The following is a 15,141-nucleotide window of genomic DNA, read 5'->3' as shown; positions in this document are numbered from 1 at the left end:
CCTCGACAAAACGTCCCATCCGGCACCTCCGAACCAGCTGTCAAAGGATATCACAGCGCGGGTTTCCACACAGCCTCCGCCTCTCACCGGACATTCGTGAGGCCACCGCAACCTGACATCGTGCGACCTTTTGCTGTCGGTGCTGGCATAACGTTCCTCTTGCTGACGTTCACATCGCAAGAGCGCCTGGCTACTCGGCATCCACCTGCGCGGACGGGTGGGCGGCCTTGAAGGCAGGGTGGTCAAGCGCCAGCGCCTCGACCCGGCGGATCCGCGGATAGGCGTCGAGCGGGACCGAGAAGCGGCGGGCCGCGTATAGCTGCGGGATCAAGTAGACATCCGCGAGGCCCGGCTCCCGGCCAAAGCAATAGCCGTCATCGCCGATCAGTTGCTCGACGGCCGCAAGGCCCTGGCCGACCCAGGTGCCGATCCACTCCGCCACCTCGGCCTCCGAATGGCCGAAGCTCTTGCGCAGGAAGCCCAGGGGGCCACTGTTGTGAAGCGGATGGATGTCACAGCCGATGATGGCGGCGACCGCCCGTACACGGGCGCGCTCCACCGGATCCTGCGGCAGGAGAGCCGGCGCCGGATGGGTCTCCTCAAGATACTCGAGGATGGCCGGCGACTGAATCAGCACCGTGGCGTCGTCGAGTTCGAGCGCCGGGACACGACCCTGCGGGTTGATGGCGCGATAGGACGGCTGATGATGCTCGCCGCCGCCGCGCACCAGATGGACCGGGACCGCGTCGGCCGTCAGGCCCTTGAGCGCGAGGGCGATGCGCACCCGGTACGAGGATGTCGACCGCCAGTAGCCGTAGAGCTTCATGCCGTGGCCTCCGACAGGGCGGGCAGCACGATGGCCCTGCACTCGCCGAATCCGATCGGCGCGCAGCCTTCCCGCACGCCGCGGGCGCGCAGGATGACCTCGTCGCCATCCTCGAGGAAGCGGCGTTCCTCGCCGGAGCCGAGCCGCACCGGCGTCTTGCCGCCCTGGGTAACTTCCAGAATGCTTCCGCAGCTGTCGGCCGTCGGGCCGGAGATCGTGCCAGTGCCCAGCAGGTCGCCCGGGCCGAGGTCACAGCCGTTGCACGTGTGGTGCGTCACGAGCTGGGCCGGCGTCCAGTACATGTGCCGCGTGCTGGAGAGGCCGATGCGCTGCGCGGGCAGGCCCCGGGCGCGCATCTCCTCGGAGAGCAATAGCACCTCCAGTTCGATGTCGAGGGCGCCGTTCGCCTGGTCGTCGCCGCCATGGAGATAGGGCAGGGGCTGCGGATCGCCCTCCGGCCGCGCGGGCTGCGCCGACCGGAAGGGCGCGAGGGCCTCCGGGGTCACGATCCAGGCGGAGACCGTGGTGGCGAAGTTCTTGGCGAGGAAGGGACCGAGCGGCTGGTATTCCCAGCCCTGGATGTCGCGCGCCGACCAGTCGTTCAGCAGGCAATAGCCGGCGATATGCGCGCTCGCCTCATCAATGGAGATCGGGCGCCCGTCGGGATTGCCGGGGCCGATCCAGATGCCAAGCTCCAGCTCATAGTCGAGGCGGCGACTTGGCCCGAAGCTGGGTTCGGTCGCCTCGGGCGGCTTGGTCTGACCGTTCGGCCGGCGCACCGGGATGCCGGATGGACGAACCGATGAGGCTCGGCCGTGATAGCCGATCGGCACGTGCTTGTAGTTCGGCAGCAGCGGATTGTCGGGGCGGAACTGCCGGCCGACATTCATCGCGTGGTGGATGCCGACATAGAAGTCCGTGTAGTCGCCGATCCGCGCCGGCAGATGCAGGGCGCAGCGTGCCGCCGAGACCAGGCAGGCTTCCACCTGCGGTCTCGCCTGGCTTGCCACCGTCAGCAGTGCGGACAACTGCCTGCGAAGCGCGACGCGGGCTTCGCGGCCCAGGCCGAGAAACCCGTTCAGGGGCCCCGAGGCAGCAGCCTTTGCCGCCCCGTCGGCGGCGCCGGTGAGCAGACCCGTCCCCTGGAGCGCTGCGAGATCGACGATCATGTCGCCGATGGCGACGCCGCCCCTCGGCTCGCCTCCCTCCACACTGAACAGGCCGAAGGGCAAGTTCTGGATCGGGAAGTCCGGGTGTCCGTTGGCGGAGGTCACCCAGCTCTGCAAGCCGGGGTCATGCGTCTCGTCGATCACGTCAGGTCTCACGGCTTGGTGGGATCGAAGTGCCGGGCAAGCTTGCGCCCATAGAGGGCGTAGTCGCGCTGCAGCGCCGGCGTTTCTGCCGCGAAGGCCGTCACCTGCTGCGGGAACCGCGTCTCGAACATGAAGGCAAGCGTGCCCTCGAGCTTGTGCGGCTTCAGCTCGGCGTGGCTCGCCTTCTCGAAGGCGTCCATGTCGGGGCCGTGGGGCAGCATGGTGTTGTGCAGCGACATGCCGCCGGGCACGAAGCCACCGCCGGTCTTGGCATCATAGACGCCGTAGACCAGTCCCATGAACTCGCTCATGACGTTCATGTGGTACCAGGGCGGGCGGAAGGTGTTCTCGGCCACAAGCCAGCGGTCGGAGAAGATGACGAAATCGATGTTCGCCGTGCCAGGCGTCTCCGAGGGAGAGGTCAGCACGGTGAAGATCGACGGATCGGCGTGATCATAGAGGACCGGGCCGACGGGAGAATACTTCCGCAAGTCGTACTTGTAGGGCGCGTAATTGCCGTGCCAGGCGACGACATCGAGCGGCGAGCGGTCGATCTCCGTCTGCCAGAGGACGCCGCCCCATTTCACGAAGAGCTTGGAGGGCGCCTCGCAGTCCTCGTAGGCCGCGACGGGGGTGAGGAAATCGCGCGGATTGGCCATGCAATTGGCGCCGATCGGGCCGCGCTCCGGCAACGTGAAGGCGCCGCCATAGTTCTCGCAAATGTAGCCGCGTGCCGGGCCGTTGCTGAGCTCGACGCGGATCTTCACCCCGCGCGGAATGACGGCGATCTCGCCCGGTTCGATGTCGATGATTCCGAACTCGGTCCATAGCCGCAGGTCGCCCTGCTGCGGCACGAACAGCATCTCGCCGTCGGCATTGTAGAAATACTCGTCCTGCATCGAGCGGGTGACCAGATAGACATGGGCGCCCATGCCGGCCTGGCTTCCCGCATCGCCCGCGGTCGTGATCGAGTGGATGCCCTCGACGAAGGAGAGCGGCCGGGCGGGAATCTCGATCGGATCCCAGCGCAGGGGGGCGAGCGGCATGTCCACCTCGCGCGCCGGCGCCGTGCGCCAGAGGCCGGCGTCAGCCTTGCGGAACTGGCCCCAATGCGCGGCCGTCGGGCGGATGCGGTAGAGCCACGAACGCTCGTTGGTCGTGCGCGGTGCGGTAAAGGGCGAGCCGGAGAGCTGTTCCGCGTAGAGCCCGTAGGCGCAGCGCTGGGGCGAGTTGCGGCCGAGCGGCAGGGCGCCCGGCAGCGCCTCGGTCTCGAAGCCGTTGCCGAAGCCCGACATGTAGCCTGCCTGGATCGCGCTGCTGACAGGTGGGGCGGTGGTGGAGAGAGGGTTCTGGACGGTCATGATCCTGCTCCTCGGTGATAGTTACAGATGAAACTATCTTGCACACGGAAGGTGGTGGGCACCAGTGATTTCTCGTCAGGGCTGCTGGCGATACTGGGCTCAGGTGCCCTGCAGCGCGGCCCACATGTCGAGATCGCGCTGGGCGGTCCAGATGCGCGGATGCTTGATGCCGCGCGCCTCGTCATAGGCGCGGGCGATGTTGAACGGCAGGCAGTGCTCGTAGATGGCGAAGTCCTTGAACTTCGGGTCCATGACCTTGCGGGCCGCATCGAAGGCCTGCTTCAGGCTCTCGCCCCGTGCGGCGCTCGCCTTCACCGACCCGTAGAGGGTGGAGAGGAAATCGCGGGTCAGGTTGATCGCGTCCGATACGTTCTCGCCCATCACGGCGTCGCCGCGGCCGGGAACGATGGCCGACGCATTGAGGGCTGCGATGCGGTCGAGCGTCTCCGGCCAGTCCTCGAAATGGGCGTCGCCGCAATAGCAGGCCGAGTGGTACTCGACGAGATCGCCGGAGAAGACGACATCGGCGTCCGGCACGTAGGCGATGGTGTCGCCGGCCGTGTGGCCACGGCCGATATGCTGGATGCGCACCTCGCGGTTGCCGAGCCAGACCGACATCTCTTTCTCGAAGGTGACGGTCGGCCAGGTCAGGCCGGGCACGGATTCGGCCGCCCGGAACAGCCGCGGGAAGCGGCCGAGCTCGCTGTCCCAGTCCTCCTGGCCGCGCTCGACGATCATGTCGCGCGTGGCGCGCGAGGCAATGATCTCGGAGGCCTCGAAGCCCGTCGCGCCCAGCACGCGCACCGCGTGATAATGCGAGAGGAGCACGTGCTTGATCGGCTTGTCGGTGACGGTGCGGATCTTCTCCACCACCGTCCTCGCCATCACAGGCGTCGCCTGGGCGTCGATGACCATGACGCTGTCCGGTCCGATGATGACACCGGTGTTCGGATCGCCTTCGGCGGTGAAGGCATAGAGGTCTCGGCCGATCTCGGTGAACGAGATGACCTTGTCCTGGCTGTCATTGGTGGACGCAAAGCTCGGCTTGCTCATGGACGGTCTCCGTAGAAGTCACGCGGCGTCGGAACGCGCGGTGGATTGGGGTGAGCCGGACTGCGCGGCCAAGGTCGCCAGATGCGTGCCTGCGATGTAGCCGAAGGTGAGGGCAGGGCCGAGAGTGATGCCGCCGCCGGGATAATTGCCGCCCATGATGCTGGCCATATCGTTGCCCGAGGCATAGAGACCTGGAATCGGCGTGCCGTCGTCGGCGAGGACCCGTGCATGGCCATCGGTCTTGAGGCCCGCGAAGGTGCCGAGATCCCCGACCACCACCTCGACCGCATAAAACGGCCCCTGAGCGATCGGTGCGAGGCAGGGGTTCGGCTGGAAGTCGGGATCGCCGTTGAAGCGGTTATAGGCGGTCGAGCCCTTGCCGAAGGCGCGGTCCTCACCGGTTTCCATGTCCCTGTTCCAGGCGTCGATGGTCTGCCTGAGACCCGTGGGATCGATGCCGGCGTTCTTCGCCAGTTCCTCGATGGTCTTGCCCGCCTTGAGGTAGCCCGAGCGCAGGTTGGGACCGACGGGCACCGGGAAGGGCTTCACGAAGCCGAGGCCGAAGCGCTTGAGGAAGGGGGCATCGACGACGAGATAGGCCTTCGGCGCGCGGCCGCCCTCGGAGGCCGCAAACAGCGCCTGGCAGAAGTCGTGGTAGGAATTGGCCTCGTTCACGAAGCGCTTGCCGTTCGGCAGGACGGCGACGAGGCCGGGCTTGGCGCGGTCGATGAAGTGCGGGAAGACTCCGAAGGAGCCGTCGCGCCGCGGCACGCGGGACACGGGCACCCAGGCCGCGGCATTGGGGAACTTGTCCTCGATGGCCGCGCCGATGGTCTCGCCGAGCCTCAGGCCGTCGCCCGTATTGGTCACCGGTGCGGGCGAATAGTGGCCGTCGCCATTGGCGTCATGCGGGAAGAACGAGCGCCGGCGCTCCTTGTCCTGCGGGAAGCCGCCAGCCGCCAGCACCACGCCCCGGGAGGTCGCGACCTCGACCACGCCGTCCTTCGTCCGGACGCGGGCGCCGCGGACGGCGCCGTCCTCGCGGATGAGCTCGACCACGGGAGCATCCGTCCAGAGATCGACGCCGAGATCGATGGCGCTCCGGAAGAGGCGCGCCGCGAGCGCATTGCCATTGGTGAGAAACATGCCGCGGCGATGGAGCAGCAGGTCCTTCGCATGGGAGGCGAGGCGCCCGCCCACATAGGCCGCGGATTTGAGCGAACGGGTGACATTGAAGAAGTGCTTGAGCTCCGGACCCGAGCCGATCATCAGCCCGACGAAGGTCAGCTCCGGCAGGGGAGGGCGCAGCCGCTTCAGCTCCTTGCCGAGCAGTTCGCCCCGCATCGGCACGGCCTTGATCGAGCGGCCTCCCGACCGACCGCCGGGAGCGGTCGGGTGATAGTCCGAGAAGGCGGAGGCCGGTTCGAACTTGACGCTCGTCTTGCTCTCGAAGAAGTCGATCGCCTCCGGACCATGCGCCAGGAAGGCGTCGACGGTCTCCGGATTGAAGTGGTTGCCGGCCTCGTGCTGCAGGTAGGTCCGCGCCTCGGCCGCGCTGTCGACGATGCCGTCGGCCCGCGAGATCGGGTTGTTGGGTACCCACATGAATCCGCCCGACAGGGCAGTCGTGCCGCCGACCCAGGGCGCCTTCTCGGCCACCACGACCTTGAGGCCCTTGAACGCCGCCGTCACGGCGGCTGCCAGACCGCCGGCGCCGGAGCCGACGACGAGAACGTCGCATGCGACATGTTTGGTCATGGTCATTGTCCTGCTAGTGGCCGCTGTCGGAGCGCGTCCGCAACTCGCGTCGGCGCGCTTCGAGCAGCGATCCCAACCCTTGCTCTCGCTTGGCGAGCCAGATGCCGTGCCGGACGGGCCAGGTCGCAAAGTCCGAAGTTCCGTGAAGTTGTTCCCAGGCTCGCCTTGGCCAGTAGGGATCCTCGAGAGCCGCGCGCCCGATGGCGATGAGGTCCGCCTGGCCGCGGGCCAGGATGTCCTCGGCCTGCGGGCCGTCGACAATCATGCCCACCGCCTGCGTGAGGAGCCCGGTCTCGCGCCGGATCGTTTCCGCGAAGCCCACCTGGAAGCCCAGCCCGCGCGGCACGGGCAGGGCGCGTGTCTCTTCCGACAGGCCGCCGGAGGAGACGTCGATCACATCGACGCCGACCGCTGCAAGTTCGCGCGCAAAGACGACGGAATCGTCCATACCCCAGCCGCCCTCCGCGCCATCGACCGCCGAGATCCGGCAGAACAGTGGCTTGTTGGCCGGCAGCGCCTCGCGCACCGTCCGGGCGATGTCGAGCGGCAAGCGCATGCGGTTGGCGAGCGATCCGCCATAGGCATCGTTGCGGTGGTTGGAGATCGGCGACAGGAAGCTCGCGGCGAGGTAGCCGTGCCCGAAATGCAGCTCGACGCAGTCGACGCCGGCTGCATCGGCGCGGCGGGCCGCGTCGCCGAAGCCCTGGAGCACGCGGGCGATGCCGGCGGCGTCCAGCTCCTGCGGCACCGTCCAGCCGGGTCCGGGAGAGATCGCGCTCGGCCCGAGGCGCGGCCACCGGAGCGCCGCAAGCTGCTCGGCGGAGAAGGCGCGGCCGCCCTCCCACAGGGCCTCGCTGCCCGCCTTGCGCCCGGCATGGGCGAGCTGGACACCGATCCTGCCGCCCTGCGCGTGAACGAAATCGACGACCCGGGCGAGGGGAGCGATCTGGTCGTCGCGCCACAGGCCGAGATCCTTGAGGCCGATCCGTCCCTCGGGCGAGACGGCCGTACTCTCGGTGAGCACAAGGCCCGCGCCGCCGAGGACGAATTTTCCCAGGTGCACCAGCAGCCAGTCGGTGGCGCGCCCGTCATCGGCCGCATGCTGGCACATGGGCGAGATGACGATGCGATTTGCGAGGTCGAGGCCACGGATGCGCAGCGGCTGGAACAGCCGCGCACCGACGCCCCCCGATGGTTTGGCCGCTTCAGACAAGGGCGTGGACCTCGACCAGAAAGGGCGTGATCTCGGCGATGAAACTGTGGGCGTGGGCCTGGGAGCGGACCGCGGCCGCATCGGCGAACGAGGCCCTCAGCGCCGCCTCGTCGGCGAACCACATCTCGACGATCCCGTCCGCCGGCACGGTCTCGTAGCTGCCCCCCGCATCCGGATCGGCCTGGCGGGTCAGGATCAGATTCTGCCGGTAGCCGAGCAGTGTGGGGAAAGCCTTCACGAGGTCGCCATGGACGTCGAACCACTCGTGGCGAAACGCCTCCGGCGTGATCCCGGGCTTCCGCTTGAGGATCGACATGCGCTTGATCGCCCCGGGCCGGCCGTCGAACGGCTTCACGGTGCGCTGTTCGACCGTGACAACCCGCGTCTCGGCGAGGAAGGCCGGCGAATCTTCCCGCACGGGCTGGTAGGCATCGGAGGCGATGGCCGCCTCCATGGCCTTGGCGCTGTCGAACCAGAGCTCGGAAATGCCGTCGATGTCCCAGGAGCCGCGGGCATGGTCGACGCCGAGCTGCCGGTCGTCGACGATATGGTTCTGGTGATAGGCGGCAAGGCCGGGCATCCGCTTCGCCAGCGGGCCATGAACCTCGCGCCAGTGCCTGCGGAACGCGTCGCGGGAAATGTCCGGCCTGCGGCGCAGCAACCCCATTCGGACGATCATCGCCTCGTCCTCACAGCGCCAGATAGCCGCCGTCGACGACGAGGGTGGTGCCGGTAACGTAGCTCGACATCGACGAGGCGAGGAACACGACGGGCCCCACCAGCTCCTTCGGATCGCCATAGCGGCCCATGGGAATGCGCGTGAGGAAACGGGCGGACCGCTCGGGATTGTTGCGGGTCGCCTCTGTCATGGCGGTGGCGAAGGTGCCTGGAGCGATGGCGTTCACCCGAATTCCCTCAGGCGCCAGTTCATGGGCGAGGCTCTGGGTCAGCGCTTTCAGGCCCGCCTTGGAGACGGGATAGCTCACCGAGGTCGCGGTGGAGACGAAGGAGGCGATGGACGCGATGTTGACCACCGTCCCCTTCGTCGCGCGGAGCGCGGGGAGGAAGGCGGTCGTGACATGGAGCGCACCGGTCAGGTTGACGTCGATGGCTGCCTGCCAGGACCGGTCGAGGTCGGGGCTGTCGATGGTGTGGCGGGGGCAGATGCCCGCATTGTTGACGACGATGGAGACCTTCACACCTCTCGCGTCGAGCTCGCGGGCGAGCGCCGCGGCGGCCGCCTTGTCGGTGACGTTGAGGGCGTGCGCGCTCGCATCACCGCCCGCGGCGCGAATGGCCGCGGCGGTCTGCTCCGCGAGTGCGGGATCCATGTCGGTGCTGACGATTCGCGCCCCATGCTCGGCAAGGCCGAGCGCGATGGCGGCGCCATTCCCCTGCCCGGCGCCGGTCACGAGCGCCGTCTGACCCTTCAGCAACATGTCTCCTCCTGCCGCCTCTTGCCCGGGCGATGCAAGCCGGAAACCTCGCATATGGCGATCTCATTCGCAATACGCGAAGAAAAGAAATTCGGTTGTTGCGTACCCTTTTGCTATGAGCTAATCAGCAGGGAAGTGCCCCCGTCTTGAATGTCGTCATGCAAGGCTCCGGGCGAAAACAATCCGTCGCGGATGCCGAAAGTCCGGGCGGGAGGAAACGTCAGCGATCCTTGAAGGTCGCAACGAGGAGGAAATCATGAGCAGCCTGCTGTCGACCCGTCGCCGTTTCCTGGGCGGCGCCCTCTCCGTGCCGCTGGTGATCTCCAGCGCGCGAGCGCAGTCCGGCGAGCCGATCAAGCTCGGCTTCAACGGCGACCTTTCCGCCTCGCCCTCCGCCCAGTCCGGCCGCGCGGCCGTCGTCGGCATCCAGGCGGCCATCGAGGATCTCGACAAGAAGGGCGGCGTCCTCGGCCGCAAGCTCTCGCTGGTCATTCGCGACGACCTCTCCCAGCCGCCGAAATCCATCCAGAACATGAGCGACCTGATCGATGGCGAGAAGGTCGCCGCGGTCTTCGGTCCTACCAATTCCGGCAATGCGCTCGCCTGGAAGCAGATCCCCAACCAGAAGCGCATCCCGGTCATGGGCTGCATCGGCTCGGCCACCGACATCACCAAGCCGATGAGCGCTAATGCGGACAACTACATGTTCCGCATCGGCAGTGTCGACCGGTTCCAGGTCGTGGCCGTCATGGCCTATGCGAAGAAAAATCCGGCCACCAAGACCATCGGCTTCCTCACCGAGACCACCGGCTACGGCCAGGGCGGCCTGCGTGACCTGCAGGAAGTCGCGAAGGTTCAGGGCTTCACCCCCGCCGCCAACGAGCGCTTCGGCGTCAACGACACCGACATGACCTCGCAGCTCATCAAGCTGAAGGATGCCGGCGTCGACACCGTCCTGCTCTGGGCGCAGGGCACCCCGATCGGCCAGGTCATGCGCTCCATGGACAAGATCAACTATTTCCCCGTGGTGCTGACGAGCTGGGCCGCCGACAACCTCAGCTTCATCAACGCCGCCGGCCCGGCCCTTGCCGAGAAACCGATCTTCCTGCGCACCGTGTCGGAGGCCCGCACTCCCCACCAGCAGCAGTTCTTCGACCGCATCCGTCCGAAGATCGACGCCGACTCGGCCTTCTCCTTCGCCGTGCACGCCTATGACGCGACCATGCTGCTCGGCATGGCGATCGCCCAGGCGGGCTCGACCGACGGCCGCGCCGTGCGCGCAGCGCTCGAGGACCTCAACGGCAAGTTCGAGGGCTACGCCAAGACCTACGACAAGCCGTTCTCCCGCGACAACCATGAAGGCCTCGGCGCCGCCGACCAGCGCTGGACCTGCTGGCGGAACGGCAAGCTGGCGGCCTTCGACGATGCCGTCGTCAAGTCGCTGAAGCCCGAAGACTTCAAGGGCTGATCGCCCTTCACCGTCGAGGACCCCCGATGTCGACGCTACTCCAGCTCGTTGTGAGCGGGCTCGCGGTTGGCGGCGTGTATGCGCTGATCGCCCTGAGCTTCAGCATCACGTTCACCACAACGAAGACCCTGAACTTCGCGCAGGGCGAGTTCGTCGCGGCGGGTGCCTTTCTTGGTGTGACGGTCCTGTACTTGCTGGCGAAGATGTCGGGGATTGCCCCCAACTTCGCCTCCCTGCCGGTCTCGGCCTCGGCCGGCGTCAACTACCCGATCGCGGTCCTCGCGGTCGGGGTCGTCCTCGGCGTCCTCGGCCTGCTTATCTTCCTCGCCGCGATCCGGCCCTTTGCCGGCCAGAGCGGCATGAACTGGGTCATGAGCACGATCGGCTTCGGCATCATCGTGCAGAGCCTCGGCCTCGCCATCTGGGGCCCTGCGCCGGTCAACGTTCCCTCGCCGCTCGGCGATGACGTCATCCGCATCATGGGAGCGGGCATCCGGCCGCAGGAGATCCTCGTCTTCGTCGTCGCCCTGGTCCTGATGATCGGGCTCGACCAGGTCATGCGCCGCAGCCGGATCGGCAAGGCCATGCGGGCTGTCGCCGCCAACCCGCAGGTTGCCGCCCTCATGGGCATCAACGTCACCGCCATGATGATCGGCGCTTATGCGCTCTCCAGCGTGCTAGCCGGCATCGGCGGGCTGCTGATCGCCCCCATCACCTCCGCGTCGCTGTTCCTCGGCATGGGCATCGCGCTGAAGGCCTTCTCAGGCGCCATCGTCGGCGGCCTCGACAATCCCCGCGGCTGCATCTTCGGCGGCTTCCTGCTGGGACTGCTGGAATCGGGCGTCGCGCTCTGGAACGCCCAATGGCGCGAGATCGTCATCTTCGGCCTCATCATCGCCGTGCTGGCGATCCGGCCCAACGGGCTCTTCGGCGCCCGGTCCCTGGACAAGGTCTGAGGCCATGAGGGACATCATCGCAGCCGTCGTCATCGCGGCCGTCGCCGCGGGTCTCGTCGCCGCCATCGGCAACGATTTCTACCTGCGGATCCTGTTCTCGATCTGCATCTACCTCATCTGCGCCACCGGCATGAACGTGCTGCTGGGCTTTGCCGGCCAGAAGTCGCTGGGCCAGGCTGGCCTCTTCGCTGCCGGCGCCTATGCTGCGGCCCTTCTGACCACCGCGGCGGACTTCGGCCCGTGGCTGTCGCTGCTCCTCGCCATGGGCGTGTCCGGCATTTCCGGCCTGCTGATCGCCGCGCCCTCGCTGCGGGTGAAGGGCCCGAGCCTGGCGATGGTGACCCTTGCCTTCGGTATCGTGGTCGAGCGCCTCGTCACCGAGTCCACCGAGCTCTTCGGCGGGGCCATGGGCATCTATGCGATCAAGCCGCTGACCTTCAACGGCGAGCCCCTGACCATGGCGGGCTGGGCCTGGCTCGCGATCGGCCTCGCCCTGCTCGTCCACCTTCTCATCCGCAACCTGCTCGTCGGCCGGTTCGGGCGGGCTTTCCTGTCGATCCAGGCGGACGAGGTCGCGGCCGCGGCCGTGGGCGTCAAGGTCCTGCACTACAAGGTCCTGGCATTCGTCATTGCCGCCGTGACCTGCGGCCTTGCGGGCGCCCTGGTCGCCCAACAGAACCAGTACATCAATTCCGACTTCATCAACTTCCACCTGTCGGTCTTCATCCTCCTGATCGTCCTGTTCGGTGGAAGCGGCTCGCTGGCCGGGCCCTTGCTCGGCGCGGTGATCCTCACCCTGCTGTCGAGTTTCCTCGCCCGCTGGAGCTGGATCGAGCATTTCGTCAATGGCGCCCTGCTGCTGTTCGCGCTTTATGCCATGCCGCGGGGCGTCGCCGGCCTCCTGTCGGACCTCTTCGCGAGGGTCGGCGGGCGCGGGGCGAAGACCACGGCAGAAACTTCAGCTGTCCTCGGCCGCCTGCCGCGCCCGGCAGGATCGGCCGCGGCCTCTCCGCTCCTTTCGGTCGAGGCGGTGTCGAAGTCCTATGGCGGCGTGAAGCCCGCCCGCGACATCGCGATGTCGCTCACGCCCGGCCACATCAATGCGCTGATAGGCCCCAACGGCGCGGGCAAGACGACGCTCATCAACATGCTGACCGGTATCGTCCGGCCCGATGCGGGGACGATCACCTTCCAGGGCCGCGACATGACGCGCTCGCCGGTCCATGCGATCTGCGTCGGCGGGGTGGGCCGCACCTTCCAGAACCTCCGGCTGTTCCGCGATCTCACCGTGCGCGACAATGTCATGCTCGGCCGCCATGCCCGCATGACCAACGGCTTCCTCCAGTCCCTGCTCGGCCTTGGCCGCCGTCAGGAGATGGCGGCACGCCGGACAGCCGACGAGATCCTCGCCTTTCTCGGCCTCGAACATGTCGCGGATGCCAAGGCCGGGAGCCTCGCCTACGGCCTGCAGCGCCGGGTCGAGCTGGCGCGGGCGCTCGCGACCGAACCCCACCTCCTGCTGCTCGACGAGCCTGCGGCCGGCCTCAACCCGCAGGAGACCGAAGAACTCGGCGAGCTCCTGCTGAAGGTCCGCGACGCCGGCATCACCATCCTGCTGGTCGAGCATCACATGGATCTGGTCATGCGGATCTCCGACCACATCGTCGTCCTCGACTATGGCGAGAAGATCGCCGAGGGCAATCCGGCCGAGATCCAGCGCAATCCGCGCGTCGCGGCAGCCTATCTTGGAACCGATGACGAAGACGAGGCGGCTCTCGCCCGCCCCATCGAGGCCACGGCATGACGAGCCCCTCCGCATCCTCCGCGCCTGCGCCTCTTCTCGAGGTCCAGGGCGTCAGCCTCGCCTATGGGCCCATCGTCGCCGTGCGTGACGTCTCGATTGCAGTCCCCGCCGGCAGCGTCGTCGCCATCGTCGGCGCCAACGGCGCCGGCAAGACCACGCTGCTCAAGGCCATCTGCGGACTGCTTCCGCTGTCGGGCGGCAGCATCCGTCTGGATGGCGCCGATATCTCGACTCTTGCCGCCCACAAGCGCGTCGGCTGCGGCATTGCCCTGTCGCCGGAGGGCCGGCAGGTCTTCCCCGACCAGACCGTCGCCGACAATCTGGAGCTCGGCGCCTATTGGCGGAACCTGTCGCAAAAGGATCTGGACGCGGCGGTCGAGGAGCAGTTCGCGATCTTTCCGCGGCTGAAGGAGCGCCGCAACCAGCCGTCGGTGACCCTGTCCGGCGGCGAGCAGCAGATGCTGGCGATCGGCCGCGCCCTGATGGCCGCGCCGCGGCTCCTGCTCCTGGACGAACCCTCGCTCGGGCTCGCGCCGCTCATCATCAAGGACATCTTCAAGGCGATCGTCAGACTGCGCGACAGCGGCATGACCATTCTGCTGGTCGAGCAGATGGCCAATCTCGCCCTTGCCGTGGCTGACACGGCCTATGTGCTGGAGAATGGCCGCGTGACGATGACCGGCACCGGCCAGGAACTGCTTCGCGACCCGAAGGTCCGCGCCGCCTATCTCGGCGCGGGTCACTGACCGCGCCGATAGCCAGTAGCCTTTATCCCGCGGCCCGCGCCGCCCGGCGCGATGGGCGGGTCGCAGTTTCCTCCGGCATGCTCTCGCTCGCGCGCTGCTCCACATAGCCAAGCCGGGCCGACAGGTCCCGGCCGACCTCGATGGCGCGCTGCGCCATGGGGCCTGCGGGATCGATCGACACCTCGCGCTCAGGGCCGATCAGCGTCAGGGCGCATTGCATGTGGCCGGTATGATCGAAGATCGGCACCGCGATCGCATTCACCCCCGGCACCGGGCTGCCGGCGGTCGTGGAACAGCCGTCGATGCGGATGCGCGCGGTGGAGGTTGCGAGCGCCTCCTTCGAGGTCGGCACGCCAATGGCGCGCTGCTGGCCGCCAGGCCGCAGTTCGTCGGAGAGCAGCGGCTTGACCACTCGCTCCGGCAGGAAGGCGGCGAAGAGACGCCCTGTGGCGGTCCCTGACAGGGTGTAGACGCCGCCCGCCCTCAGGTTCACGTGGATCGGCGCTTCGGAATCCTGCACCTGGACGATGGTCGGACCATGGGTGCCCCAGACAGACAGGGTCACCATCAGCCCAAACTCGGCGGCAAGGTCCGCAGCCGTCTGTCCGGCAAGGCGGAGCGTATCGACCTGCCGCATGCGGGAGAGGCCGAGCTGGAGCGCGAAGGGCCCGAGCAGGTAGCGGCCGGTGGCGGCGTCCTGCTCCACGAAGCCGGTCTTCCGGAAGCTGACGAGATAGGCATGGGCCTGGGCTGAGGTGGTCGCTGCGCGCGCCGCGATGTCCCGCAGCATAGCTGGCGAACCGATTTCCACCATGGCGCTCAGGATCCGCGCCCCGGCCTCCACGGACTGCACACCGCGGCTCTCGACCGTGGTGGCTGACTTGCTGTTCGGCATCGGCCTCAGTCCATCCTGCCCTCGTCCTCCACCTCTACGGCGGAAGCATGCAGAAGGATTAGCTTCGTCCGAATAACTCTGCAATGAACGAACATGTTGCTCGGCTGCACCCGAATGGCGCTCTGGCTGGTTGGGCGGGACCGTCCCACCCGCCGATCGCGCAGGCCCGCATGTGATGATCGGCGGGGCCATGCGGCCCGCGACCAGCGACGATCTTATGCTGACATTCCCAATATCAGCTTCGCGCCTGAGGCTGTGTGAGAACGTTAAGCGCTTGGACGCTGCGGGCTCGCCGGTTTGTTAGAGAACGTA

At 67.5% G+C, this 15,141-nt stretch carries 13 protein-coding genes; 4 read left to right on the top strand and 9 right to left on the bottom strand.

What is annotated here, in order from left to right:
- Nucleotides 1–190: 190 nt before the first annotated feature.
- From maiA to K2X24_RS10195, 8 genes are all read right to left on the bottom strand, one after another.
- A complete protein-coding gene (maiA, locus tag K2X24_RS10230; protein WP_292497498.1) occupies nt 191–826 on the bottom strand; it encodes a maleylacetoacetate isomerase in 636 nt (211 codons plus the stop codon).
- A complete protein-coding gene (gene fahA, locus K2X24_RS10225) occupies nt 823–2,139 on the bottom strand; it encodes a fumarylacetoacetase (protein WP_292497495.1) in 1,317 nt (438 codons plus the stop codon). Before fahA ends, maiA begins: the two co-directional genes overlap by 4 nt.
- 8 nt (nt 2,140–2,147) lie before the next feature.
- On the bottom strand, nt 2,148–3,500 hold the full coding sequence (gene hmgA / locus K2X24_RS10220) for a homogentisate 1,2-dioxygenase (protein WP_292497492.1): 1,353 nt from the start codon (nt 3,498–3,500) through the stop codon (nt 2,148–2,150).
- Between the two features lie 99 nt (nt 3,501–3,599).
- Nucleotides 3,600–4,553, bottom strand: a complete 954-nt coding sequence (locus K2X24_RS10215) for an MBL fold metallo-hydrolase (protein ID WP_292497490.1) — start codon at nt 4,551–4,553, stop codon at nt 3,600–3,602.
- An 18-nt stretch (nt 4,554–4,571) separates the two neighbouring features.
- Nucleotides 4,572–6,317: an FAD-dependent oxidoreductase gene (locus tag K2X24_RS10210; RefSeq protein ID WP_292497488.1), complete on the bottom strand. Its 1,746-nt coding sequence runs from the start codon at nt 6,315–6,317 to the stop codon at nt 4,572–4,574.
- 7 nt (nt 6,318–6,324) lie between these two features.
- Nucleotides 6,325–7,524, bottom strand: coding sequence for an NADH:flavin oxidoreductase/NADH oxidase (locus K2X24_RS10205; RefSeq protein ID WP_292497487.1), 1,200 nt, complete (start codon nt 7,522–7,524; stop codon nt 6,325–6,327).
- Nucleotides 7,517–8,203 (bottom strand): EthD domain-containing protein, encoded by a 687-nt coding sequence (locus K2X24_RS10200; protein ID WP_292497485.1) that lies wholly within the window; start codon nt 8,201–8,203, stop codon nt 7,517–7,519. The genes K2X24_RS10205 and K2X24_RS10200 overlap by 8 nt, the downstream gene beginning before the upstream one ends.
- A 10-nt stretch (nt 8,204–8,213) precedes the next feature.
- Nucleotides 8,214–9,014, bottom strand: a complete 801-nt coding sequence (locus K2X24_RS10195) for a glucose 1-dehydrogenase (RefSeq protein WP_292497484.1) — start codon at nt 9,012–9,014, stop codon at nt 8,214–8,216.
- A gap of 202 nt (nt 9,015–9,216) precedes the next feature.
- On the opposite strand from K2X24_RS10195, the gene K2X24_RS10190 reads away from it, so the two are divergent.
- Genes K2X24_RS10190 through K2X24_RS10175 form a run of 4 tightly spaced genes read left to right on the top strand, consistent with a single transcriptional unit; the run spans nt 9,217 to nt 13,934 of the window.
- On the top strand, nt 9,217–10,428 hold the full coding sequence (locus tag K2X24_RS10190) for an ABC transporter substrate-binding protein (protein WP_292497481.1): 1,212 nt from the start codon (nt 9,217–9,219) through the stop codon (nt 10,426–10,428).
- A 26-nt stretch (nt 10,429–10,454) separates the two neighbouring features.
- On the top strand, nt 10,455–11,384 hold the full coding sequence (locus K2X24_RS10185; protein ID WP_292497479.1) for a branched-chain amino acid ABC transporter permease: 930 nt from the start codon (nt 10,455–10,457) through the stop codon (nt 11,382–11,384).
- 4 nt (nt 11,385–11,388) lie between these two features.
- Entirely contained in the window at nt 11,389–13,188 is a 1,800-nt protein-coding gene (locus K2X24_RS10180) for a branched-chain amino acid ABC transporter ATP-binding protein/permease (RefSeq protein WP_292497478.1), read from the top strand.
- A complete protein-coding gene (locus K2X24_RS10175) occupies nt 13,185–13,934 on the top strand; it encodes an ABC transporter ATP-binding protein (RefSeq protein ID WP_292497476.1) in 750 nt (249 codons plus the stop codon). The genes K2X24_RS10180 and K2X24_RS10175 overlap by 4 nt, the downstream gene beginning before the upstream one ends.
- A 22-nt stretch (nt 13,935–13,956) precedes the next feature.
- On the opposite strand, the gene K2X24_RS10170 is transcribed toward K2X24_RS10175, so the two are convergent.
- Complete coding sequence (locus K2X24_RS10170; protein ID WP_292497473.1) at nt 13,957–14,829, bottom strand: IclR family transcriptional regulator; 873 nt, start codon at nt 14,827–14,829, stop codon at nt 13,957–13,959.
- Nucleotides 14,830–15,141 lie beyond the last annotated feature (312 nt).

It is taken from the genome of Methylobacterium sp. (assembly GCF_019750675.1).
Lineage (GTDB): Bacteria > Pseudomonadota > Alphaproteobacteria > Rhizobiales > Beijerinckiaceae > Methylobacterium.
This window is presented reverse-complemented; position numbering and strand designations above follow the sequence as displayed.

Bases quoted from the DNA above. Each gene is read 5' to 3' on its own strand.
- maiA (WP_292497498.1), bottom strand. From the start codon at position 826: ATGAAGCTCTACGGCTACTGGCGGTCGACATCCTCGTACCGGGTGCGC.
- hmgA (WP_292497492.1), bottom strand. From the start codon at position 3,500: ATGACCGTCCAGAACCCTCTCTCCACCACCGCCCCACCTGTCAGCAGC.
- K2X24_RS10215 (WP_292497490.1), bottom strand. From the start codon at position 4,553: ATGAGCAAGCCGAGCTTTGCGTCCACCAATGACAGCCAGGACAAGGTC.
- K2X24_RS10210 (WP_292497488.1), bottom strand. From the start codon at position 6,317: ATGACCATGACCAAACATGTCGCATGCGACGTTCTCGTCGTCGGCTCC.
- K2X24_RS10200 (WP_292497485.1), bottom strand. From the start codon at position 8,203: ATGATCGTCCGAATGGGGTTGCTGCGCCGCAGGCCGGACATTTCCCGC.
- K2X24_RS10195 (WP_292497484.1), bottom strand. From the start codon at position 9,014: ATGCGAGGTTTCCGGCTTGCATCGCCCGGGCAAGAGGCGGCAGGAGGA.
- K2X24_RS10190 (WP_292497481.1), top strand. From the start codon at position 9,217: ATGAGCAGCCTGCTGTCGACCCGTCGCCGTTTCCTGGGCGGCGCCCTC.
- K2X24_RS10185 (WP_292497479.1), top strand. From the start codon at position 10,455: ATGTCGACGCTACTCCAGCTCGTTGTGAGCGGGCTCGCGGTTGGCGGC.
- K2X24_RS10180 (WP_292497478.1), top strand. From the start codon at position 11,389: ATGAGGGACATCATCGCAGCCGTCGTCATCGCGGCCGTCGCCGCGGGT.
- K2X24_RS10175 (WP_292497476.1), top strand. From the start codon at position 13,185: ATGACGAGCCCCTCCGCATCCTCCGCGCCTGCGCCTCTTCTCGAGGTC.
- K2X24_RS10170 (WP_292497473.1), bottom strand. From the start codon at position 14,829: ATGCCGAACAGCAAGTCAGCCACCACGGTCGAGAGCCGCGGTGTGCAG.